Origin of the sequence: Bradyrhizobium sp. 170 (assembly GCF_023101085.1) — a bacterium.
In the GTDB taxonomy this organism is placed as follows: domain Bacteria; phylum Pseudomonadota; class Alphaproteobacteria; order Rhizobiales; family Xanthobacteraceae; genus Bradyrhizobium.
Genome location: NZ_CP064703.1, coordinates 6,227,720 through 6,249,018 on the forward strand (window position 1 = coordinate 6,227,720; position 21,299 = coordinate 6,249,018).

Consider the following 21,299-nt stretch of genomic DNA (forward strand, 5'->3'; position numbering starts at 1 on the left):
TGCCGAACCGGCCATCAGGAGAGATGCATGAATAGAATTGCGATAAGGCTTTTGACTCTTGCAATATTGTCGCTCACGCTCGCGGCAGCCCCTGTCGTTAGCGTCGTCTACGCAGCGCCCGACAACGAGCCCCCGCCGCCGAAGAAGAAAAAGAAATCCAGCGAAGCCCGCCCGGGCATCGAGCAGACCGCATTCGCCGACGGCTATCGCGCCGCCTACGCCGCAATCTACGAGCGCCACGACTACGCCTCGGCGATCACGCAGCTCAAGGCGCTCGGCCGTGACGACCAGGCTGCCGTCGCCAACCTGATCGGCTACTCCTATCGCCAGCTCGGCGACTACAAGGTCTCGCAAATCTGGTACGAGCGCGCGCTCAAGGCCGATCCGAGCCACGTCAAGACTTGGCAGTATTACGGCCTGTGGCAGGTCGAACAGGGCAACCGCGATCAGGCGCAATATCACCTGAACCGGATCGCTCAGCTCACCGGCACGACAAGCGAAGAGTATCGCTCGCTCGCCGCCGCGCTGGAAAAGCCGCCGGGCACCGGGCTGGTTTATTGAGGCATTAGCCCATCCACGTCATTGCCTGCGACAAACGCAAAGCGTTTGCGCAAGGGAGCGTAGCGACGAAGCAATCCATCTATCCGTTATGCCGGGACATCGATTGCTTCGCTTCGCTCGCAATGACGGTATCGTAACAACCGGCGCAGCTCGAAAGACTGCGCCGGTTTTTTGTTGTCACTTCATCAACGCTTCGACTTCCGCGCGGAATGCCTGACGCGCGCCGTCGCGCGAATAGAACATGTGGCCGCCGGAATAGACGACCAGCTTCACCCGGTCCGGACTGGCATAGGCCGGTAATTGGTCGAGCAACACCTTGGAAGCGAAATAGGGCGTGGCGAGATCGAACAGGCCGTGGCCGACCAGCAGTTTCATTTTCGGATCGAGCGCGAGAACCTGGCGGAGCTGCGAGACCGACTCGGCCGGCCCGCGGCCGAAATCCCACGACCGGTTCACGCTCTCGCTGAGCAGTTGGTACGAACCATCAGGCCGCCAATTGAGTTTGCGCGTGGTGAGGTCGACCGCAGCGCTCGTCAGCGGCGCCATCAGCGAATCGCCGGAAGGATCGCCGAAATGGGCGTAGTTCGAATCCGGATAGGGATCGAGACCCGAGACCGAGGCATCGTAACGTCCGGTCACCCGGCCGCTGCGGCGATCGAACTCCCTGCGGAATTCGCCGACTTCGAAACGCCCGGCAAGCCTGCGGCTCACGGCCTGATCGATGCCGGTCAGCGCAGCCACCTTGTCGGCGAGCCGCGTCGTTGCCTCCTTGTCGGCCTGTCCCTTGATGAGATCGGTGAGATACTCAGTCTGTGCGTAGCGTTCGACCTCGGCGAGATCGGCGCGCGTCATCGCGCCCTTGGCCTCGCGCGCCACCGCCGCCATGCTCGGCAGGCTGTACACGTATTGCAGCAGGCTCGATCCGGAAAAGTCGCGGAAGTCGAGCAAGGGAGAAACCAGGATCAGCCCGCGTATGCCGACGCCCTGCTGGGTCTGCAGGTTGCGAACGATTTTCGGACCGCGAATGCCGCCATAGCTCTCGCCTGTCACGAATTTCGGCGACAGCAACCGGTCGTATTTTTCCAGCCAGCGACGGATCACCAGCGCAATCGAGCTGACGTCGCCGTCGACAGAAAGGAACCGCTTGCGCACGTCCTCGCCGGACGCGACGAAGCGGCTGTAGCCGGTGCCGACGGGATCGATGAAAACGAGATCGGTGAAGTCGAGCCAAGTCTCGGCATTGGGCAACACGTCAGGCGTCGCGGAAGATACCGCGCCATCGCCGCCGATCGACAACCGCCACGGCCCGGCCGCGCCGAACTGCAGCCAGGCCGAGGACGCGCCCGGGCCGCCGTTGAACAGAAACGTCACCGGCCGGGTGGCGCGATCGGCGCCGTCGAGCTGGTAGGAGTTGTAGGCGATATCGGCCTGCGGCTCGCCCTTGTCGTCGAACAGCCGGATCGAGCCTGCGGTGGCGGCGAAGTTGAGCGTGCGGCCGGGCAGCGCCAGCGTCTGCCTGGTGGTGGAATCCGGCGGCAGGCGATGTTGTTCGGCCGCAGGCGGCGGCGTGGCGGTGCCCCGCCCCGCTCCCCCCTTCTGGCCCGACGGCGACGGTGACGGCGTGGCCGCGGCCGGCTGCTGCGGGGTTGGCGAACTCGCCTCCTCGGCGCGCGCGCCGCTCACCCAACACACGATCAAAAGCGTGGCGGCAAGACGCATGGGGCGCGTCGCCATGAAATGAAAAGCCATGCCGTTTGCTCCCTGCGCGCCCCGCGATCCAGCCGGATTCTCCCGTAACAGTGCGACAATGAGGCCGTGGTGCACAACACGGAGAAATCCTTCCGAAAATCACAATCCCGACAGCATCACGTGAGAAAGCGGTCAGTGCGTCCGGTGGTTGTCCTCGCCGGCCGATCGGTGATATCGGTCGGTTCCGCTGGCCACCGGCCAGGTATTTTTGATCGATCCATGAAACCATTTTGGCGCTGGCGCGACTAACGAACCTGCGCTTTTCAATGGGGTCCTAAAAAATGAAACGTACGATTGCTCTCTGTTTCGGCCTGCTGGCGCTGGCTTCTCCGGCGGCCGCAGATTCGCCGGTCGCGGTGGTCGAGGACGTTCAGGGCAAGGTCACCGGCGCTGAATTCATGGACTATGTGACGCCCAAAGCGGTCATCAAGATCGGCGACGGCGGCTCTGTCATTCTCAGCTACCTGAAGTCATGCCGGCGCGAGGCGATCAGCGGTGCCGGCACCGTCGTCGTCGGCACCGAGGAGAGCGCCGTTCACCTCGCCGAGGTCAAGGCCGAGAAGACGAATTGCGATCCCAACCAGGCCAACGCGACCACGCGGGAGACCAGCGGCGTCGCCGCCACCGTGCTGCGCAGCGTCGACAGCAGCAAAGCAGCTTCCTTGCCGCAGCCGCAGCTCACCCTTTACGGCGCCTCGCCGCTGGTGGAGGCGAAAGGCCGCGGCAAGCTGGTCATTCGACGCCTCGACGTGCCGGGCGAGCGTCAGGAGATTAATCTGGGCGGCACCCAGCTCAAGGGACGCTTCCTCGATTTCGCCAGCGAGAACGTCGCCCTGGCTCCCGGCGGCCTCTACGCTGCCACGTTCAAATCATCGCAGATCGTGTTCCGGGTGGATGCGCAGGCCAAACCCGGCGTGACGCCGATCGTCGGCCGGTTGCTGCGGATGGAATAGGCGTGACGGGCCATCCCGCTTGAGAATCCGGCGCAGCACGCGCAACAGGATGATGGTTGCCGCCATCGCGCTGGTCTGCGCGGCGGCGTCAGTTTCTCCGGTGGCCAGACCGATCCGCGGGCTCTCCCTCGATATCCTCACCGCGCTGCGCTGGGAGATCTTCGGCCGCAGCCATGATCCGGCCGCTTCGCCGGCGGTCATCGTCGCAATGGACGAGGAAAGCCTGCGCACTGACCCGTTCAAGGACGCGCCGATGCTGACCTGGACCGGGGAGATCGGCCGCGTGCTGTCAGCGACACTCGAAGGCGGCGCCAAGGTCGCCGGCTTCGACATGGTGATCCCGAAATCGATCGAGCAGTCGGAGATTCCGTTTGGCGAGGGCACGCTCGGCGACAAAGTCCGCGGATTTGACCGAGACTTTCTTCGTGCGCTCGCCGGTGCGGCGGCGAATGGCAAGGTGGTGCTCGGAGAAGTCCTGGGCGGCAACCAGCCAGTCAGGCCATCGCCGGGGCAGCGCGTCGCGGTACGCCAACAGCAGAACATCCGCCCCCTCAACGTTCACATCGACAGCGACGATATCCTGCGACGCATGCCGCTGGGCTTCACCGTCAATGGGGCGAAGGTGCCCTCGATGGCGGTCGAGCTGGCGTCGCGGGCGCTGGGCGCGGCACCCGAGTTCGACGAACGCGGCAGGCTGACGCTTGCCGGCTACCGCGTCCCCGGCCGCGTGCCGAACACGATGACGCTGAACTTCGAGGGCGGCGCCGACGACATTCCGACTTTCTCGTTTGCCGATCTGCGCGCGTGCGCCGTCAAGAACGACAAGGATTACTTTCGGCGCTGGTTCGCCGGAAAGGTCGTCATTTTCGGCAGCGTTCTCGATATCGAGGACCGCCGGCAGACTTCCAAGCGCTTTGCGACCGGCATTGAAGGCGCGCGCGCACCGCGTTGCGCAGCCGAGAGCACGCCGGTCATGGCTGGCTTCAGGATCAGCACGATCGCGGGCGTCTATATCCATGCGACCGCGGTCAACAATCTGATCTCGCGCAACGCGGTGGTCGAACCCGGCCCGCTGGTGCGCTTCCTGATCTCTACCCTGTTTGCGGCGCTGGCTGCCGTCGCCGCGTGGCGGTTTCGGCCGCTCAGCGCCGCGCTGGCCTGGTTGGCCGTGATCGTGGCCAGCATTGCCGGCGCCACGATCGCGTTCAACCATGCGCTGGCGCTGCCGATCGCTGAGCCGTTCCTGGCGAGCCTGTTCGCGCTCGCCGCCACGATCGGATTCCGCTTCGTCATCGCCGACAAGGACCGACGCCTGCTGCAGAAGAGCTTTGCGCTCTATCTGGCGCCGCACGTCATCAACCGCATGCTGTCGTCGAACAAATTGCCGGAACTCGGCGGCGAAACCCGCAACGTGACGGTGTTCTTCTCCGACATCGAGGGATTTTCGCTGATCGCGGAAAAGATGTCGCCCGACAGCCTGATGGAGCTGATGAACGAATATCTTTCGGCGATGACCGACGTCATCGAGCGTCACGGCGGATATGTCGACAAATATATCGGCGACTCCATCGTGGCGGTGTTCGGCGCGCCGGCCGACGATCCCGACCATGCCGCGAACGCGGCACGCGCCGCGCTGGATTGCTGCAAGCAGCTTGCCGAACTCAATGCTTCATCCGCCCTGTTCCAGGAATTCAAGCTGGCGCAGCGGATCGGCATCAATTCCGGCGAGGCGCTGGTCGGCAATTTCGGATCGCGGCGGCGCTTCAACTACTCGGTGATGAGCGACGCCGTGAACCTGGCGTCGCGGCTGGAGGGCGCCAACAAATTCTACGGCACCACCGTCATCGCTTCCGAGACCACCGTAGCCCTCACCGGCGAGGCGTTCGCCTGGCGCGAACTCGACGCCATCAGGGTCAAGGGGCGAACCCAGGCGCTGAAAATTTACGAATTGCTGGCGCTGTCGGCCGGGCTGACATCCTCGCAAGCGGTATTGATCACCGACTACGCCGACGGGCTGGCGCAGTGGCGGGCCCGCGAATTCGAGCGCGCCGCGCAGTATTTCGCCCGTTCGGCGGATATCGACCGGCCGGCATCGTTGTTTGCCGCGCGAGCCCGGGAATTGGCCCAAAACCCGCCGGGCGAGGACTGGGACCCGATCCGGACGTTGCAGGAAAAATGACGCCCTGATGACCAGCGATTTAGGTTACCGGCGCGAAAGAGCCCCTCGGCCATCTCGACAAGCCTCGTCATGGTGTATAGACGAGCGCGGCGCAATCCGGCGCCACCCGTGAGTGAGTTCGTCGTCCGATGGCCACCCCCAAGCGATACGACCGGATCGCCTTTGTCGCGAGCGCAAGCACCGAGGCGCAGGCCGCGCTGGCGCAGCTCGTCAAGCTCTACGGCAATCATGATGCCGACGATTCCGACGTCGTGGTGGCGCTCGGCGGCGACGGATTGATGCTGCAGACGCTGCATCGCCACATGCGCTCCGGCAAGCCGATCTACGGCATGCATCGCGGCACCGTCGGCTTCCTGATGAACGAATACACCACGCACGATTTGCATACGCGGCTGGCAGCTGCGCGGGAATCCCTGATCAATCCGCTGCTGATGCGCGCCACCGACATCCATGGCACGGTGCATCTGCATCACGCCATCAACGAGGTCGCGCTGTTTCGCCAGACCAACCAGGCCGCGCATCTGCGCATCCTGATCGACGAGCACGAGCGGATGGCGGAACTGATCGCCGACGGCATTCTGGTGGCGACGCCGGCCGGCTCCACCGCCTATAATCTCTCGGCACAGGGGCCGATCCTGCCGATCAACGCGGCGCTGTTGGCGCTGACCCCGATCAGCGCATTCCGCCCGCGCCGCTGGCGCGGCGCCCTGCTCCCCAACTCCGCTTTCGTTGTGATCGAGGTGCTCGAGGGCGAGAAACGCCCGGTCGCGGCCGCCGCCGACCATGACGACGTGCGCGATGTCCACCGCGTCGAGGTGCTGTCCGACAAGACGATCTCGATGCGGATGCTGTTCGATCCCGGTCACAGCCTAGAGGAACGCATTCTGCGTGAGCAGTTCGGATCCTGACGCCCGCCCGGTGACCGCCCGGTGACCTTGAACCGGGTTCCTATCCAGAAAAAGTGGCGCCATCGGTATTCGCGCGAGCCCGATAGGCAGGCTTCGCAACCATTCCTTAACGAGCGCCGCGATATGGTTAACACCAGTATACTGTTTTGCTGGGCCGGGCCGGACCATGTATCGCATCGACTTCAACAAGCTGCGGTTTCTGATTTGCGACGACAATCCGCACATGCGCCGCATCCTGCGGACGCTGCTGCATTCGTTCGGCGCGCGCGAGGCCTATGAGGCCGAGGACGGCGCCACTGCGCTGGAAATGTACAGCCACTACGTGCCCGATATCGTCATCACCGACTGGTCGATGCCGATCTTCGACGGCCTCGAACTGGCGCAGATGATCCGGCAGCCGGAATCGAAGGGTAACCCTTACGCGCCGATCATCATGCTGACCGGGCATTCGGAGAAACGCCGCGTGACCGTCGCACGCGATGCCGGCGTCACCGAGTTTTTGGCGAAGCCGATCTCGGCCAAGGGACTCTACCAGCGCATTCTCAACGTCGTCGCCAACCCGCGCCCCTTCATCAAGACCAAGACCTATTTCGGCCCCGACCGCCGACGCAATACCAACAACGCCTATATCGGCCCCGAGCGCCGCGTTGGCGGCGAGGTGGAAGTCATGCAACAGCCGTCGCTGCTCGACAAGGCGCGTTCGGCCGTCTAGCGCCGGCCTGGAGAACCATCATGGCGAAAGAAAAGCCCGGGACGATACAGGTCAAGTCGTTTGGCGATCACCACGTGATCACGCAGCCCAATCCCCTGCGCAAGGTATTGCTGCGCGTTCCCGAATCCGATCTCGACGATCCGGTCGGGCGCGCGGAAAAGGCGCTCGCCGGACTGTCCGGCGAATTCAAGAACTGGATGACGATCGAGGCCGACCGGCTCTCGGCGGCGCATGCGGTCGTTCTCCGCGACGGCTTCACCACCGACAACCGCGAAGAGCTGTTTCGCGCCGCCCATGACATCAAGGGCGACGCCGCCACGTTCGGCTTCCCGTCCGCAGGAGCCGCCGCCGAAAGCCTCTGCCGCATCATCGAACACGCGCCCGACCTCGACCAGGTCCCGGCGGAGCTGATCACCCACCACATCAACGCCATTCAGGCGATCGTGCGCGAACGCACCAAGCTCGACACCACCACGATGGCGAGCAAGCTAAGCAAGCAACTGCGCGGCGTCGCCGACGAATTCCTGCTCAAGGTCAACCGCGACCGCCCCGAACATCTCGAAGCGATCCTTGCGCCGAGTATTGTGCCGGCGGAGTAGCCCCGCGTCTCTCAACGCGGTCGTCCCTGCGAACGCAGGGACCCATACGCCGCGGCCTATCCGTTGAAAAAGCTAATCGACGCCTTTCGCTCAACAACGAACGGCTGTGGTTATGGGTCCCTGCGTTCGCAGGGACGACACCGAATGTGTTGTCGCAGTCGCGCGCCATATGCGAAAAGATGGTGGGCACGCTTCGCTTTGCCCACCCTACGAGATCTTCGGATTTACGCCGCGATCAGATCGCGCTCGGGCGGCACGAACGCTTCGTCGGCGACCAGTTCCTCGCAAAACATGCGGGCTTCTTCGCGCGCGGACTCGGTCGCGAAGCGCCGCAGCAGGATCAATAGCGGTTCGGCGGCCTTGCGGTCGGTCTCGCAATGGGTCAGCACGCGCTCGACCATGCGGCGGCGCAGTCTCGCCGCGCCGCCAATCGTATCGACATAGCCGGTTTCATGGCTGACCTCGAGCGCCACACGAAACGCCGCGAAGGTCGATTCGGGAAGGCCGGCGCGGATCAGGAGCGCCTGCAGGCTGGCGCCGCCGCGGTCGTGCAGCAGCGCCGTCACGCGGGCGAGCGGCAGATCGGCCAGTTCGGCCAGCGCCGCATCGAACAGTTCGAGATTGCCCGACAACAGCGCGCGCAGGATCAGGCCGGCGTTCAATTGCCCGGTGGCGCGCAGGTGCCGCACCAGGCCCTGCATATCCTCGCCGCGCGAACGCGCCGCAATGTTCACGGTCGAGCGCTCGCGCGCTTCATTCGCAAGCCGCCCTGCCCGGTCGGCGCTCAGCCAGTTACGCGCGACGACGAATTGCGCCAGTGTATCGGTGAGTTTGGCGACCAGCGCCACGCGGGTGGCGGCGGGTAAGCCTTCCAGCACCAGCATCGATTCCCTGATCGCGGCGAGATGGCCGTGACGTTCGACGATGCGGTCCCAGGAAAACGGCGCCAGTTCGGCGTAGGCGTTTTCGATCAGTTCGAGCGCTGCGGCCGCCGAGCCGACTTCGGCAATCGCGGCGGAAACCGAGGGCGGCAGATTGATGCGACGCGCGATGGCGCATTGCATGTCGCTGTTGCCGGTCGCGACGATGTCGACGAGATCGGCATCGATCAGGAGCGGTGAATATTCGAGGACCGGCAGCGCGATCGAGGGCTGATCGAGCGAGAGCGCCTGCACGATCGCCGCCGGCGCGTCGGAGCTGCGCGAAAATACTTCCGCCATGGCCTGGCGGACCAGCGGCGACGGATCGTCGAGCAGCATCAGCAGCGCGCCTTCGGCGGCGATGCGATCGTCCTCGCTGAGATCTGAAATCAACCAGGCCCGCGCCAAAGCCCGGGTCGCCTCTGCCCGCTCGCCTGCCGGAGCGGTACGAATCCAACTGATGAACTGCCGAACGATCATGGTCCTGGCTTACGCAACCTGTGACGACACCGTGACGCGGTGCCACTATTAGAAAAAATAAACCATGACGCTTAACAAAGGGTTCACCATAAACGGCTGGTTTTATTGACGTTTTGTTAAGGGCGCGACAACGCCTCGTTAATGTTTGATGGCGTCGTCGGGATAATGGATCCTTTCCTCTCCCGGCTTCCGTGAGCCAACAACGATGAAGATCGCCGAAGCGTTCGACCGGTTCACCAGATGATGCGCGTTGGAACATCCGGCAGGGAATCCCGCGAAGGACCCCTGCTCCATCGTATGTTCACCATTGTCGTCGATCAGGGTGAGCGTTCCCGATAGCACGTAGACGAACTCGTCTTCTGCCTCATGCCAGTGCCGCAACGCCGATATCGAACCCGGTTCAAGCGTGACATGATTCACGCCGAACTGGGTAATATCGACAGCGCGCGCCAAACCTGCTTCGTGCTTTCCGATGAACAACTCAGGCTTGATCCGACCGGACGAAGAACCCGGCAGCCCCGTCGTGACAGGCACGTCCGAAAGCGGTCGTATCCTGGATTCCATCCGGAAACCGTCCTCTGTCGGCTAGCTGCTGAACGTGCCGTCGCGGTCGCTGAAGAGATCGAGCCGGCCGGGTGCGCGAACCTCGGGCGTTGCCGATGCGACCTTGCCCCACAATTCCTGCACCGCAGGCGAGATCGGCTGCGTGCGTTCGCCGGCCTGGAACAGCGAGCGGAAGATCGGCTCGGATGACGCCGCGGCAGTCTGCGACGTTGCCGCAACCGGCGTCACGCTGCGCTGATCCGGAAAACTCGAGAGATAGGCCGCGTTGTCGATCGCCGTCGTCGCCGGCACGGCGTTGCTCGCGACCGTGATGCGCCTCGGCAGATCGCCGCCGGCGGCCGCCATGGCGGTACGCGTCACCGGCGAGTTGGCGGCCGCCGCATAGCGCGTGTTCAGCACCGAATAGACCTGCGAGACGCTGCGCGCCTGCCCCGAGCGGTCATAGAAGATCGACTGATTGGCTTCCGCCGCGTTCGGAAACATCCGCGCGGCAGAAGCGTTCGGATTGTCTTCGGCGTTCTGGATCAGCTTGCCGGCGCCGCCGACGCCCATGAAATGCGCCATATAGAGTTCGGCATCGGTCGGGCGGCGGCCGATCTTGCCGGTCAATTTGAAACTGTTGGACTGGGTCAGCACCGCCGCCATCGACGAGGCGGCATCCGGATCGTCGCGCAGTTTCATGATCGCCGCACGTGCGTCGGGGTCGCTGACCGAATAGCTGCCGGAAGGATTTCGGGTAATGGCGTCGGCATATTTGCCGTAGCCGAGATGGGCGCCCGCTTCCTTCACGGTGCCGAGCCAGGTCTGGTCGATGAATTGAAACAGCCCGCGTGCCGATGAGGTAGTGGCCGCGGCCTTCGGATTGAAGTTGGATTCCATCTTCGCGGTGGCGAGCAGAAATTCGAAGCTGGCGCCGGTGGTCGAGGCGGCCTGCCTGATCGAGCCCGCGATCTTCGCGCGCGTGGGATCGACACCTGCCGCAGCCGTGGCGCTCGTTGTGTCGACCGACATGTCTCTGGTGCCCCGCTCCTCGCGAAACGACCGCGTGGGCTCTCAAGGCCCTGGCAATCAGCGCCTATACGCGGTCGAGACTGCCGCAATTATGGTTAATAGCGCGTTAAGGGCCCCCTCGCCTCAAAAAAGCCGCATCGCGCGATGAACATTTCGGTCGATCGACCGACCTAATATTATAGCGGTCTGGCAGCCGCGAAATGACGGGGAAATGCCGGGCGGTTTTCCCCGAACGACGACCATTGAACGGGCATCCACCTTCAACTTTCCAGAAACAGGATCAGCTCATGAGTGATCACGTCATCAATCCTCCCTCTGCAAAGACCACCGCCGGCGGCCTGGTTGCGATGCTCTATGGCATCGTTACCTACGTGTTGTTTCTCGCCACCTTCCTCTATGCGATCGCCTTCGTGGGCAACCTGCCGGTGCCCAAAACCATCGACAGCGGCCAGCCGGGACCGTTGATTCCATCGCTGATCATCAATGTCCTGCTGCTCGGCCTGTTCGCTGTCCAGCACAGCGTGATGGCGCGTCCCGCCTTCAAGCGCTGGTGGACACGCCTGGTGCCGCCTGCGGTCGAGCGCACGACGTTCGTGCTGTTTGCCAGCCTCGCATTGCTCCTGCTCTATTGGCAGTGGCGGCCGATGACGGACATCATCTGGTCGGTGACCGATCCACTTGGCGCGATCATGCTTGAGGTGGTCTCCGGGATCGGCTGGACCGTGGTGCTCGCCAGCACTTTCATGATCAACCATTTCGAGCTGTTCGGCTTGCGCCAGGTGCTGGCGCGCCTGCTCAGGCAGGAGTTGCCGCCGGCCAAATTCAAGACCCCGATGCTCTATAAGTCGGTCCGGCACCCGATCTATCTCGGCTTCCTGATTGCCTTCTGGGCGACACCGGTGATGACGGCCGGGCATCTGCTGTTCGCCATCGCGACCACCGGCTACATCCTGATCGGCATCTGGCTGGAGGAACGCGATCTCATCGCGCTGTTCGGCGACCAGTACCGCCGCTATCGGGAGCAAGTATCGATGCTGATCCCGCTACCGGGACGCAAAGCGCGTGCGGATGATTTGGGTTAGTCGCGGCCTCGATGCCCGGCCTCGCGCCGGGCATCGACGCCAGGATATCAAGACAGCAAGCCGCGGGCGAGACGGCGCGCCTAGCCATTGCGGCCGGAATTCATGTAGCGTTTGGCTGAGATCAATCACATCGCGAGACAATATGGCGCGCACCGCAGTGAAGAAGATCGAGACCAGCACGAGCCTGCTCGAGGCCGCCAAGAAGGTGCTGCGTCATGCCGGCTATGCGGGCCTCTCGACCCGGGAGGTCGCGGCGGAAGCGGGCGTGCCGCTCAGCCAAATTCACTATCATTTCGGCTCCAAGCAGAACCTGGTCCTCCAGCTGTTCGAATATCTCAATGCCCAGCTTCTGGACCGGCAGAACAAATTGTTCGGAGACCCATCCCTGAAACTGTCCGAGCAGTGGGACCGCGCCTGCGACTACCTGGATGAGGACATCGCCTCAGGCTACGTGCGGGTGCTGCAGGAGTTGATCGCCGTGAGCTGGCATGACGCGGAAGTAGCCAAGGTGATCCGCGCCGGCATCATGGGTTGGGTCGATCTGATCGTCGGCCTGGCACGGGCGGCTGAAGCGAAGATCGGCCCGCTCGGCCCGTTCTCGGCGGAGGAAGCCGGCGCGATCGCCGCTTCCAGCTTTATCGGAGGCGAAAGCCTGTTCCTGCTCGGCCTCGAGAAGAAGGGCTCGCCGATACGGGCGTCGCTACGTCGCGTCGGCGATCTCATCCGGATTGCGGAAGGATCCTCGTCAGACAAGAGGTGAAGCATGCGCGCAAAACTGCCGGATCGTGAGGGGCTGGTTACCCGCGACGGCGTGAATCTCGCCTACGAAATCTACAGTGATGCGCCTGACACCATTTTGTTCATCCCGCCCTGGAGCATCGTTCACTCGCGAATCTACAAGGCGCAGCTGCCTTACTTCAGCGAGCGCTTCCGCTGCATCACCTATGACGGCCGAGGCAATGGCAAATCCGACCGGCCGAAGGATGTCGCCGCCTACACGCTGGACAATTATGTGGCCGACGCACTCGCCGTCATGGATGCCCTCGACGTCGGCCAGTCGATCCTGGTCGGACTTTCGTTCGGCGGCCTGCTCGCCTCCATCCTCGCGGCGTATCATCCCGAGCGCGTCAGGGCAGCGATTCTTGTCGGTACGGTCACGACCATAGGACCGCCGCAATATCCGAGATTTGACGCCTCTCATTTTACGGCCAAGCGCGACAGTTACGAAGGCTGGGACAAGTTCAACCATGGCTACTGGCTGAAGAATTATCCTGACTTCGCGGAGTTCTTCATCCGTAATATCTTTAACGAGCCGCATTCGACCAAGCAGATCGAGGACGGGATCGGCTGGGCCGTCGAGACCAATGGACCGACGCTGCTCAAGACGGTGGCAGCGCGCGGCATTCTGCCCGGGTTCGACGTCAGCGAAGAAATGTACCGCAAGATCCGCTGTCCGGTGCTGCTCGTCCACGGCGACAACGACCAGATCCAGCCCCACGGGCGCGCGGAGGCCGCGCATGCTGAAGTGAGCGGCTCGGAGTTCGTCACGATCGGCGGCGGCGGTCATAACCCGCTCGGGCGGTATCCGGCCAAGGCGAACACCCTGATCAACGACTTTATCGATCGACGGCTGGGCATCACGGCGGCGTCGCGCGGAACTGCCCGACGCAACAGGGCCGGGAAACGTGTCCTTTACCTTTCATCACCCATCGGTCTCGGACATGGCCGCCGCGATATTGCCATCGCGCACGAAATGCGCAGGCTCCACCCCGATCTCAGCGTGGACTGGCTGGCGCAGGACCCGGTCACGCGCCTGTTAGAGGCCAGCAACGAGCATGTTCACCCGCTAAGCGCCCGGCTTGCCAGCGAGACGCGACACATCGAGCTCGAAAGCGGTGAGCACGAATTGCACTGCTTTCAGGCGCTCCGCCGCATGGATGAAGTGCTGATCAGGAATTTCATGACCTTCCAGGAGGCGGTCGAGCAAGGCGCCTATGACCTCGTGATCGCGGACGAGGCCTGGGACATCGACCATTACTGGCACGAGCACCCCGAATTGAAGAAGGCAAAGCTCGCCTGGCTGACGGACTTTGTCGGTTACGTCCCGATGCCATCCGGCGGCGAACATGAGGCGTTTCTCACGACGGACTATAATGCGGAGATGATCGAGCACATCGAGCAACACCCGGGCGTGCGCGATCGCTCGATTTTCGTCGGCACACCTGAAGACATCGTGCCGCTGTCGTTCGGCACGGATCTACCTCCGATGCGCGACTGGATACCGAAGCATTTCGATTTTGCCGGCTACGTTATCGGCGAGCATCCCCAGGGCTTCGGCAGCCGGGAATCGCTTCGCGAAAGGCTGGGTTACCGCGACGACGAGCGGATCTGCATTGTCACCGTCGGCGGCTCGGGCATCGGTGCGCACCTGATACGGCGTATCCTCCAGGCCTATCCCATCGTAAAGGCGAAGCTTGCCGAGCTGCGCATGATCGTCGTCGCCGGCCCGCGCATCGATGCGGCGTCACTGGCAGCACCTGCGGGCGTCGAGGTGCGGGCTTTCGTCGCCAATCTCGATCGCCATCTCGCGGCCTGCGATCTTGCGCTGGTACAGGGCGGGCTGACCACCTGCATGGAACTTGCTGCCGCTGGCACGCCGTTCGTCTATTTTCCGTTGCGAAACCATTTTGAGCAGACCTTTCATGTCGCTCATCGCCTCCGCCGCTACGGCGCAGGCATTCAAATGGATTTCGCCGCCTCCACGCCCGATATGATTGCCGATGCGATGATGCTGGCTTTATCGAGGTCGGATAAGCCGAAACCAGTCGAGGCCGATGGGGCAAGGCGTGCAGCCCGCATGATCGCCGAGCTGCTGGAATGATCCGGCTTTCGGCCGGACGAACCGAGGCTATTCGCGGTAGACCGCCTTTGGATCGAACAGGCGGTCCGCATCGACGAATGACAATCGCGTATCGCTGCCGACCCGCCGGTAGAAGCACGAGCGCCGGCCGGTATGACAGGCGGCGCCGATCTGCTCTACCCTGATCCAGATCGCGTCCTGGTCGCAATCCAGGCGCATCTCGACCACGCGCTGGGTCTGACCTGACGTCTCACCTTTTCGCCACAACGCATTGCGCGAACGGCTGAAGTACCACGCCTCGCCGCTCGCGATCGTCTTGCGCAGCGCCTCGTCATTCATGTGCGCAACCATCAACACGTCGCCGGTGGCGGCGTCGGTCGCGACACAGGTCACGAGCCCGGACGCGTCGAATTTGGGCTGGAAATCCAGCCCTTCTTCGCGATCGTGATCATGTTTTGAGGTGGACACGGCTGGCCTTGCCAATCCATAGCGTTTTCAAGCGAAGTGGACGCCGGTTCGCGTGAAGAAAACGCGTCAATTAAAGATGCAGCGAGGTTACCGGCTCGGTCCTCGCACCAGGGACAGGAAACGCTGCTGCTCCGCCGGATTATCGCGGAACATGCCGGTGAACCGGCTGGTGAACGTCATCGCGCCATGCTTGGCGACGCCACGCACCGACATGCAGGTATGTTCCGCCTCGATCAGCACGGCAACGCCGCGGGGTTTTAAGACCTCGTCGATGGCGGCCGCGATCTGGGCGGTCAGGTGCTCCTGGGTCTGCAGCCGGCGGGCGAAGATATCGGTGAGCCGCGCCAGCTTCGACAATCCCACCACCCGCTCGACCGGCGTGTAGGCGATATGCGCCCTGCCGTAGAACGGCATCATGTGGTGCTCGCATTGCGAGGTGAATTCGATGTCGCGGACCAGAACGAAATCGTCATAGCCCGCGGTTTCGCCAAAGGTGCGGTCCAGCACCTCGGCCGGGCACTGGTGGTAGCCCTGATAGAGTTCGTCGAAGGCTTCGACCACCCGGCGCGGCGTATCCAGCAGGCCTTCGCGGCCGGGGTTCTCGCCGATATAGCTGAGCAGCGTCAGCACGGCCTGCTCGGCCTCCCCTCGCGACGGGCGCGGCAGGTCAGCGCGAACGGCAGCCGCCAGGAACTCAGCCGGATCGAGCTCGGCCGAGCGGGTTTCCGGGGCCACATCGGGCGATTTGACTTCGGAAGGCTTCAAGTCAGGCGCCTTGCCGGGGCGGAGGGATTTGATCAATGCGTCCATGTCTTCTCCGTTCGACCGGCCCGAAGGACCGGAGTGTCACCGGGCAGACGGGGCGGTTTTGCCGCCGGGCGCCTGAGTCCCATCACAATACGTTGGCGGGCGAACTGGTTTCCATTTCGGCACGCCTCGGCGAAAGGCCGGGCTGTTTTTCGGCCGTTCCTGTCCATATATAGGACGATGAAACCCAGCCGCCAAGGGCGCTCGAACCGCCGCCCGGGACACCGATTCTCATGCTGAATGACATCTACAACAAGCGGATCATCGAACTGGCGGGCAATATCCCCCGCCTCGGCCGCCTCCCCGACCCCCACGCCAGCGCCACCGCCCACTCCAAACTGTGCGGCTCGACCGTCAAGGTCGATCTGAAGATGGAGGGGCCCGTGGTCACCGACTTCGCCCATGACGTGAAGGCCTGCGCGCTGGGACAAGCCTCCTCCTCGATCATGGCAAGCCATGTGGTCGGCTCGACGGCTGGCGAATTACGTGAATTGCGAGAAACCGTGCGCAAGATGCTGAAAGAAAACGGCAGTCCCCCGCAAGGCAAATGGGGCGACATCGGCCTGCTCGAACCGGTGCGCGACTACAAGGCCCGCCACGCCTCGACCATGCTGACCTTCGACGCCGTGGTCGACGCCATCGGCCAGATCGAGGCCAGGGCGAAGCAGACGGCGTCGGCCTAAGGGTACGTCCCCGCCCACCACAATCCTGTCATGCCCGCCAACGGGTCTCGCCTTCGGCGAGCCCGATGACAGGCTCCGGCGGGCATCCATTACGCTGAGAATTCTCGATTTATCACCAATGCCGCGGCGTACTGGATCATCCGCCTTCGCGGATGATGACACCGTCTGTGCAGATACAGCCTACTTCTGCTGCGGCTGGGCCGGCGCGGCTGCGGAGCCGCCGGTCGGAGGAGCTGCGGCTTCGGCGGTCTTGGTGGACTTGCCCGCCTGCGGTTGCGCGTCGCCCTCGACGGCGGAACTGACGAAGCGATCCTGAGGCCTGGCAGGCTTCGCCTCGGCCATCGGCACCGAAGTATTGTCCTGCGGGAACACATCGGCGACCGCATCAGTCGTGACGAGATTGGTCAGGCGCAATTCGCCGCCCGACAATTTGTGCAGATCTTCCCACGGCGGCACGCTGAGCGCGAGCGACAGCAAATCGCCGGTGCCGCCCATGTCGAAGGTAAATTTCGCGAGCCGGCCGATGTCGCGCTCCACGATCATCAGGTCCTGCGCAGAGTAGCTCGCGGCCTTGGCGTCGTCGGCGCGATCGCCCATCCAGATCTGGTGCACGCGGACATGCGCCACAGGCGGCACGTAACGGGTCTTGCCTGACAGCAGCAGGAACACGCACATCGACTCGCAATAGGCTTCCGGCGCCACGCTCGCGCGTTCGCCTTGCGGGGTTTGCGTGCGCACGGTGGCGCCGACCGTGGTCAGCGCGCCGAGACCGCGGAACCGCCGGCCGAGTGCGATGGAATCGTTGACCGAGCCGCCGCTGGAATCCAGCACGATGGTCGCGCCGGCGAGCTGACGATTCTTGGCGAATTCCTCGAACTCCCTCGGACTATCTGACGTCACGATGCCGACGGCTGAGATCCAGCCCCTGCAATCGGGCTGGCAAGCATTCCACTTGAAACGCATCGGCTGCTTGCGTTCTTCGAGGGTGCCGCCGGCGTGCGCCGAGTTGCCCAGCGTCGTGATCGCGCCAGGCAATGCGAGACAAAAGGCGGTGACGCCGAGGAGCGCCCAGCCGCGAAATTTCAGCGACTTCACAGACCTCAATTTGGTTCCTTCCCCCAAGCCCCTTTCAGGGAGCGATGGCAATGGCCCCACTTCAACGCGACATGATTCTGTCATCGAAGCGTAGCCAAAACGGTAACCGTCCTGTCCTGTGTCGTCCATAATACCTTGGCGTGCTCCGGTATACTGCGGTGCGATAGTTGCGAACTGTGGCGTAAATATCTGCACGCATTGAGTTCCTTCTTGGGAACACCCGCAAAACTACGTACATAATTCAGCATGGCGCCCACGGATCATTCATCGTCACCTCCAAAACACTGCACGGATTGTGCCAACACTGCCCGTCGTCTGCCGCGCAATGCCGGGCGCGCACTGATCTGGATCTACCGCCACACGCTGTCGCCGCTGGTCGGCTACAACTGCCGGCATCTGCCGACATGCTCGGTGTATGGCGACGAAGCAATCGAACGCTTCGGTCTATGGGGCGGCGGATGGATGACGCTGGCGCGGATCCTGCGCTGCCAACCCTGGGGCACATCCGGCATCGACAATGTGCCGCTGATCACGCCCGCGGGCGCGCGATGGTATCTGCCGTGGCGTTATGGTCGATGGCGCGGCGTCAATGCTTCATGATCGTGCATTGCTGATGTACGGGAACTCCAGTTCCCCCGCCCGTCACGATCCCGGACTGAACGACCTGCTCGCGATCCTCGCGCTGCTCATTCTCATTGTCGCGGCGTGGCAATATTTCGGCGCGCGCTCCGAACCGTCAAGCAAAGCGGCCTTCATCGTACCGAGTCAAAGCGTACGCTGGTGAAGTCCGGGCGTTCTATCGCCAAAAGAAGAAGCCGCCGCCTCTCGGCTGCGGACCGATATCCGCCGGCGGACGCGGCTTTCGCACGCGCGGCGGCGGCGGTGGCGGTGTTTCGGTCGACAACGTCGCGTCGGAACTCGCCGAGCCGTCGTCGGGCAATCTCACCGACAGCAGCAAATTCGATTCAGGCGTGCGCCAGCGATAGCCGATGCCGAAATCGATCGGCTGCGCGCGCCGGAACAGTGCGGCATACGAATCCTGATAGCGTCCCGGGAATTCATCGATCGGTCCCAGATAGCGGCCGAACGGGAACAAACGCCACTTCTTCGTGCTGTAATAGCCAAGCGGGATTCCAGAATCGTCCTGGATGATGGTGGCGCTGTTATTGAGCAGGAAGTCGCGCACCGTGGTGAAGTTGCCGGAATGCAGCAGGTAGGACGCGCTCTTGATCAGGCTGTTGCCGGGCGCGAGCGTGGCACAGAATTTCAGGAAGCCGCTCGCCTTCACGCCGGAGTTGGAAAGATCGGTCGAGAAGTAATACAGCGTCTTTTCCTCACCGTCGCCGCCGGCGAAGGTGATGCGCACGCCGCGCACGGCATTCGGCCCCGCATTCTCGCCTGCGAAATACGCCGCGCCCTGGTCGTCCAGCGAGATCGGACTGACGCTCTTCACGGTCATGCCCGAGCGCGCCAGGAACACGTAGAGGATCGGCAAGGTGCCGCTGATCTGGCCCGCTTGCAGATCGGTCTTCATCTGCTTGGTGATGAAGAAACTGAAGCTCAGGATCGAACCCAGCGAGCGCTCGACGTTGTAGAGCGCGGACGCAATGCCGCCGCGCGGCAATCTCGAGAGGTCCGGCACCGAGCCGACCGGCTCGAGCGCACTCAGCACGTAGGTCGACGCCTTGGAATGGAACGCGTTCGCGTAGAGAAAGTCCGGGCCTGAGAACATGTAGAACATGGTCGGCTTGGGCGCCGCCAGATTGGTATCCGCCCAGGCGCGGATCCGCGACAACTGGCGCTGCTCGAGTTTCTCGAACGCGGTGTCGAAGAATTTGGCGTGACGTTGCCAGGCCGGGTCCCTGGTGAGCGGCGCGAGCGACGAATCCGCCGACGGCATCATGCCCGCCAGAAATTTCGCGGTATCGTCAGCGGATGCAGTTTGGGCACGAACAGGAAGTGCCGCCGCAAACAGCATCACAGCAGCAAGCGTCGCCATTCGAACGGAACGCAGCATGTTCATTCACGACCCGAAGATGCGGCCACGGGGACTTGATCTACCCGCTTGCGGAAAACGGCGTAAATCAGGAGACCTGAAAGCATGATCAAAAGACCCAGCAGCGACTGCAACGGCCGTTCGGTCAAAAGGTAGTACATCATGAACCCGGTCACGAGCAGGAAAACCACAGGGGTCACCGGGTATCCCCAGGCGCGGTAGGGCCGCGGCAGATCCGGATGCGTGATGCGCAGCTTGATCACGCCAAGCACGGTGAAGAACGAGCAGAACAGCAGCGCGAACTGGATGAAGTCGAGCACCGCCTCGAAGCTGCGCGTAAACAGCATCAGGCTCGCGATCGTGAGCTGAAACAGAATGGCGTAAGCCGGCGCGCCGCCGGTCGACCTTCGGGCGAACGGCCGCAGCACCGGCAGGTCCTCGCCCATCGTCATCATGACGCGTGGCCCGATCCACATCATCGCGCTGATCGACGAGATCAGCCCGAAGCAGATCATCGCGCCGACGATGCGGCCGCCGAATTCGCCGAAGATGTAGCTGCCGGAAATCCGGGCGACGTCGAGCTGGCCGGCGAGCTTGTCGATCGGCGCGGTATGCAGGAACACCGCGTTGAGCGCCACATACAATACGAGCACGATCAGCGTTCCGATCAGCATCGCCCGCGGGACGTTGCGCTCGGGCAACCTCACCTCGCCGATGATGTAGGTGGCCGCGTTCCACCCCGAGAACGAATACATCACGAATACGAGGCTGATCGCGAACGGCGCGCTGACGATATGGGTGAAGTCGGAAGCCGATGGCGCGAACGACACCGGCTGCGCCGTGCCGATCACGAAGCCGCTGACCAGGAAGGCCACGATCAGCACCACCTTCAGGATGGTCGCGATCAGTTGAAAGGTCGAGGAATGCCGCACGCCGGTGAGTTGCACCAGCGATACCAGCCAGACCACGCCGATCGCAAGCGCCAGCGGCGGCGCATCTGGTACCACCGACTTGCCGTACTCGCCGAACGCCATGGCAGCCAGCGCCACCGGTGCGGCGAAGCCGACGGTTGCCGATACCCAGCCCGCCACAAAACCGAAGGCCGGGTGATAGGCCCGGCCGAGGAAGTTGTACTCGCCGCTCGAGCGCGGAAACATCGCGCCGAGTTCGCCGTAGGAAAACACCCCGCACAACGCGACGATGCCGCCGATCGTCCACAGCAACAGGATCGAAAAGCCCGAGGGGATGTCCTTGACCTGAAAGCCGAGGCTGGTGAAGACGCCGACGCCGACCATGTCGGCAACGACGATGGCAACCGCCACCAGTACCGAAACGCTGGAGCCACTGCCGGAGCGCGAGCCGGGCCACGCCGGGCTTCCCGTTTCTGATGCCGCCATCTCGGACCGTACCTTCAGCGCCGCAGCCAGGAGCTGCCATCGTGCAGGCACACGCGCCTCAATTCAAGCAATGTTAACAATGGTTTAAATTGAGAGACAAAATAGGTCCTATGGTACCGCCAGCCTTTCCCCGTGGCACGACTGGATTGCGAAAACATCGTGACGGTCCCACAATCGCGACACGATTGCATGGTCTCCTCGGGGCTTCCGGACGTGGGGAGTTTTTCCGGACGCTTAATGTCGCCTAAACGCGTGCGAGCTTACGCCGGTTGACG

General features: G+C 63.2%; 20 protein-coding genes. 11 read left to right on the forward strand and 9 right to left on the reverse strand.

The genetic code is table 11. The features are described 5' to 3' along the window. Positions 1-27 precede the first annotated feature (27 nt). Positions 28-561, forward strand: coding sequence for a tetratricopeptide repeat protein (locus IVB05_RS29105; protein ID WP_247779357.1), 534 nt, complete (start codon positions 28-30; stop codon positions 559-561). A 177-nt stretch (positions 562-738) separates the two neighbouring features. Here the strand turns inward: IVB05_RS29105 and IVB05_RS29110 are convergent, their stop codons facing one another. Further along, the gene (locus tag IVB05_RS29110) at positions 739-2,310 is read right to left on the reverse strand and encodes a peptidase S10 (RefSeq protein ID WP_247779358.1); all 1,572 of its coding nucleotides are present in this window, start codon (positions 2,308-2,310) and stop codon (positions 739-741) included. Between the two features lie 281 nt (positions 2,311-2,591). Here IVB05_RS29110 and IVB05_RS29115 point away from each other — a divergent pair, with 281 nt between their 5' ends. The 5 genes from IVB05_RS29115 (at position 2,592) to IVB05_RS29135 (ending at position 7,661) form a co-directional block, all read left to right on the forward strand. Continuing rightward, the gene (locus IVB05_RS29115) at positions 2,592-3,263 is read left to right on the forward strand and encodes a hypothetical protein (RefSeq protein ID WP_247779359.1); all 672 of its coding nucleotides are present in this window, start codon (positions 2,592-2,594) and stop codon (positions 3,261-3,263) included. A gap of 49 nt (positions 3,264-3,312) precedes the next feature. Then, positions 3,313-5,442 carry an adenylate/guanylate cyclase domain-containing protein gene (locus IVB05_RS29120; protein WP_247779360.1) on the forward strand — a complete coding sequence of 710 codons (2,130 nt, stop codon included), beginning with the start codon at positions 3,313-3,315 and terminating at the stop codon, positions 5,440-5,442. Positions 5,443-5,570: 128 nt separating this feature from the next. Then, positions 5,571-6,350 carry an NAD kinase gene (locus IVB05_RS29125; RefSeq protein WP_247779361.1) on the forward strand — a complete coding sequence of 260 codons (780 nt, stop codon included), beginning with the start codon at positions 5,571-5,573 and terminating at the stop codon, positions 6,348-6,350. A gap of 166 nt (positions 6,351-6,516) precedes the next feature. Beyond that, the gene (locus IVB05_RS29130; RefSeq protein ID WP_025590237.1) at positions 6,517-7,062 is read left to right on the forward strand and encodes a response regulator; all 546 of its coding nucleotides are present in this window, start codon (positions 6,517-6,519) and stop codon (positions 7,060-7,062) included. A 20-nt stretch (positions 7,063-7,082) separates the two neighbouring features. After that, a complete protein-coding gene (locus IVB05_RS29135; RefSeq protein WP_247779362.1) occupies positions 7,083-7,661 on the forward strand; it encodes an Hpt domain-containing protein in 579 nt (192 codons plus the stop codon). A gap of 224 nt (positions 7,662-7,885) precedes the next feature. On the opposite strand, the gene IVB05_RS29140 is transcribed toward IVB05_RS29135, so the two are convergent. From IVB05_RS29140 to IVB05_RS29150, 3 genes are all read right to left on the reverse strand, one after another. Beyond that, complete coding sequence (locus IVB05_RS29140; protein ID WP_247779364.1) at positions 7,886-9,061, reverse strand: DUF2336 domain-containing protein; 1,176 nt, start codon at positions 9,059-9,061, stop codon at positions 7,886-7,888. A 138-nt stretch (positions 9,062-9,199) separates the two neighbouring features. Continuing rightward, complete coding sequence (locus tag IVB05_RS29145) at positions 9,200-9,595, reverse strand: cupin domain-containing protein (RefSeq protein ID WP_247779365.1); 396 nt, start codon at positions 9,593-9,595, stop codon at positions 9,200-9,202. A gap of 51 nt (positions 9,596-9,646) precedes the next feature. Further along, positions 9,647-10,636, reverse strand: a complete 990-nt coding sequence (locus tag IVB05_RS29150; RefSeq protein WP_247779366.1) for a transglycosylase SLT domain-containing protein — start codon at positions 10,634-10,636, stop codon at positions 9,647-9,649. A gap of 287 nt (positions 10,637-10,923) precedes the next feature. Here IVB05_RS29150 and mddA point away from each other — a divergent pair, with 287 nt between their 5' ends. The 3 genes from mddA to IVB05_RS29165 all read left to right on the forward strand — a co-directional run bounded on the left by mddA (position 10,924) and on the right by IVB05_RS29165 (position 14,599). Beyond that, complete coding sequence (mddA, locus tag IVB05_RS29155; RefSeq protein WP_247779367.1) at positions 10,924-11,718, forward strand: methanethiol S-methyltransferase; 795 nt, start codon at positions 10,924-10,926, stop codon at positions 11,716-11,718. Positions 11,719-11,860: 142 nt separating this feature from the next. After that, a complete protein-coding gene (locus IVB05_RS29160) occupies positions 11,861-12,478 on the forward strand; it encodes a TetR/AcrR family transcriptional regulator (RefSeq protein WP_247779369.1) in 618 nt (205 codons plus the stop codon). Positions 12,479-12,481: 3 nt separating this feature from the next. Next, complete coding sequence (locus tag IVB05_RS29165; RefSeq protein WP_247779370.1) at positions 12,482-14,599, forward strand: alpha/beta hydrolase; 2,118 nt, start codon at positions 12,482-12,484, stop codon at positions 14,597-14,599. A gap of 27 nt (positions 14,600-14,626) precedes the next feature. On the opposite strand, the gene hisI is transcribed toward IVB05_RS29165, so the two are convergent. Next, entirely contained in the window at positions 14,627-15,046 is a 420-nt protein-coding gene (gene hisI, locus IVB05_RS29170; protein ID WP_247779372.1) for a phosphoribosyl-AMP cyclohydrolase, read from the reverse strand. An 87-nt stretch (positions 15,047-15,133) separates the two neighbouring features. Continuing rightward, the gene (folE, locus tag IVB05_RS29175; protein WP_247779374.1) at positions 15,134-15,856 is read right to left on the reverse strand and encodes a GTP cyclohydrolase I FolE; all 723 of its coding nucleotides are present in this window, start codon (positions 15,854-15,856) and stop codon (positions 15,134-15,136) included. Between the two features lie 230 nt (positions 15,857-16,086). On the opposite strand from folE, the gene IVB05_RS29180 reads away from it, so the two are divergent. After that, entirely contained in the window at positions 16,087-16,536 is a 450-nt protein-coding gene (locus IVB05_RS29180; protein ID WP_247779376.1) for an iron-sulfur cluster assembly scaffold protein, read from the forward strand. Between the two features lie 180 nt (positions 16,537-16,716). Here the strand turns inward: IVB05_RS29180 and IVB05_RS29185 are convergent, their stop codons facing one another. Next, entirely contained in the window at positions 16,717-17,640 is a 924-nt protein-coding gene (locus IVB05_RS29185; RefSeq protein WP_247779378.1) for a hypothetical protein, read from the reverse strand. Positions 17,641-17,877: 237 nt separating this feature from the next. On the opposite strand from IVB05_RS29185, the gene yidD reads away from it, so the two are divergent. Further along, positions 17,878-18,231 carry a membrane protein insertion efficiency factor YidD gene (gene yidD / locus IVB05_RS29190; protein ID WP_247779379.1) on the forward strand — a complete coding sequence of 118 codons (354 nt, stop codon included), beginning with the start codon at positions 17,878-17,880 and terminating at the stop codon, positions 18,229-18,231. Positions 18,232-18,427: 196 nt separating this feature from the next. On the opposite strand, the gene IVB05_RS29195 is transcribed toward yidD, so the two are convergent. Then, entirely contained in the window at positions 18,428-19,648 is a 1,221-nt protein-coding gene (locus IVB05_RS29195) for a hypothetical protein (protein ID WP_247779381.1), read from the reverse strand. A 2-nt stretch (positions 19,649-19,650) separates the two neighbouring features. Continuing rightward, complete coding sequence (locus IVB05_RS29200; RefSeq protein ID WP_247787072.1) at positions 19,651-21,024, reverse strand: amino acid permease; 1,374 nt, start codon at positions 21,022-21,024, stop codon at positions 19,651-19,653. Between the last annotated feature and the right edge of the window lie 275 nt (positions 21,025-21,299).

Excerpts from the sequence above, each read along its gene's own strand:
- IVB05_RS29135 (WP_247779362.1), top strand. The coding sequence starts at position 7,083 with ATGGCGAAAGAAAAGCCCGGGACGATACAGGTCAAGTCGTTTGGCGAT.
- yidD (WP_247779379.1), top strand. The coding sequence starts at position 17,878 with ATGGCGCCCACGGATCATTCATCGTCACCTCCAAAACACTGCACGGAT.
- IVB05_RS29150 (WP_247779366.1), bottom strand. The coding sequence starts at position 10,636 with ATGTCGGTCGACACAACGAGCGCCACGGCTGCGGCAGGTGTCGATCCC.
- IVB05_RS29160 (WP_247779369.1), top strand. The coding sequence starts at position 11,861 with ATGGCGCGCACCGCAGTGAAGAAGATCGAGACCAGCACGAGCCTGCTC.
- IVB05_RS29200 (WP_247787072.1), bottom strand. The coding sequence starts at position 21,024 with ATGGCGGCATCAGAAACGGGAAGCCCGGCGTGGCCCGGCTCGCGCTCC.
- IVB05_RS29195 (WP_247779381.1), bottom strand. The coding sequence starts at position 19,648 with ATGCTGCGTTCCGTTCGAATGGCGACGCTTGCTGCTGTGATGCTGTTT.
- IVB05_RS29130 (WP_025590237.1), top strand. The coding sequence starts at position 6,517 with ATGTATCGCATCGACTTCAACAAGCTGCGGTTTCTGATTTGCGACGAC.
- IVB05_RS29115 (WP_247779359.1), top strand. The coding sequence starts at position 2,592 with ATGAAACGTACGATTGCTCTCTGTTTCGGCCTGCTGGCGCTGGCTTCT.
- IVB05_RS29120 (WP_247779360.1), top strand. The coding sequence starts at position 3,313 with ATGATGGTTGCCGCCATCGCGCTGGTCTGCGCGGCGGCGTCAGTTTCT.
- IVB05_RS29110 (WP_247779358.1), bottom strand. The coding sequence starts at position 2,310 with ATGGCTTTTCATTTCATGGCGACGCGCCCCATGCGTCTTGCCGCCACG.
- IVB05_RS29180 (WP_247779376.1), top strand. The coding sequence starts at position 16,087 with ATGCTGAATGACATCTACAACAAGCGGATCATCGAACTGGCGGGCAAT.
- mddA (WP_247779367.1), top strand. The coding sequence starts at position 10,924 with ATGAGTGATCACGTCATCAATCCTCCCTCTGCAAAGACCACCGCCGGC.
- IVB05_RS29165 (WP_247779370.1), top strand. The coding sequence starts at position 12,482 with ATGCGCGCAAAACTGCCGGATCGTGAGGGGCTGGTTACCCGCGACGGC.
- folE (WP_247779374.1), bottom strand. The coding sequence starts at position 15,856 with ATGGACGCATTGATCAAATCCCTCCGCCCCGGCAAGGCGCCTGACTTG.
- IVB05_RS29125 (WP_247779361.1), top strand. The coding sequence starts at position 5,571 with ATGGCCACCCCCAAGCGATACGACCGGATCGCCTTTGTCGCGAGCGCA.
- IVB05_RS29105 (WP_247779357.1), top strand. The coding sequence starts at position 28 with ATGAATAGAATTGCGATAAGGCTTTTGACTCTTGCAATATTGTCGCTC.
- IVB05_RS29140 (WP_247779364.1), bottom strand. The coding sequence starts at position 9,061 with ATGATCGTTCGGCAGTTCATCAGTTGGATTCGTACCGCTCCGGCAGGC.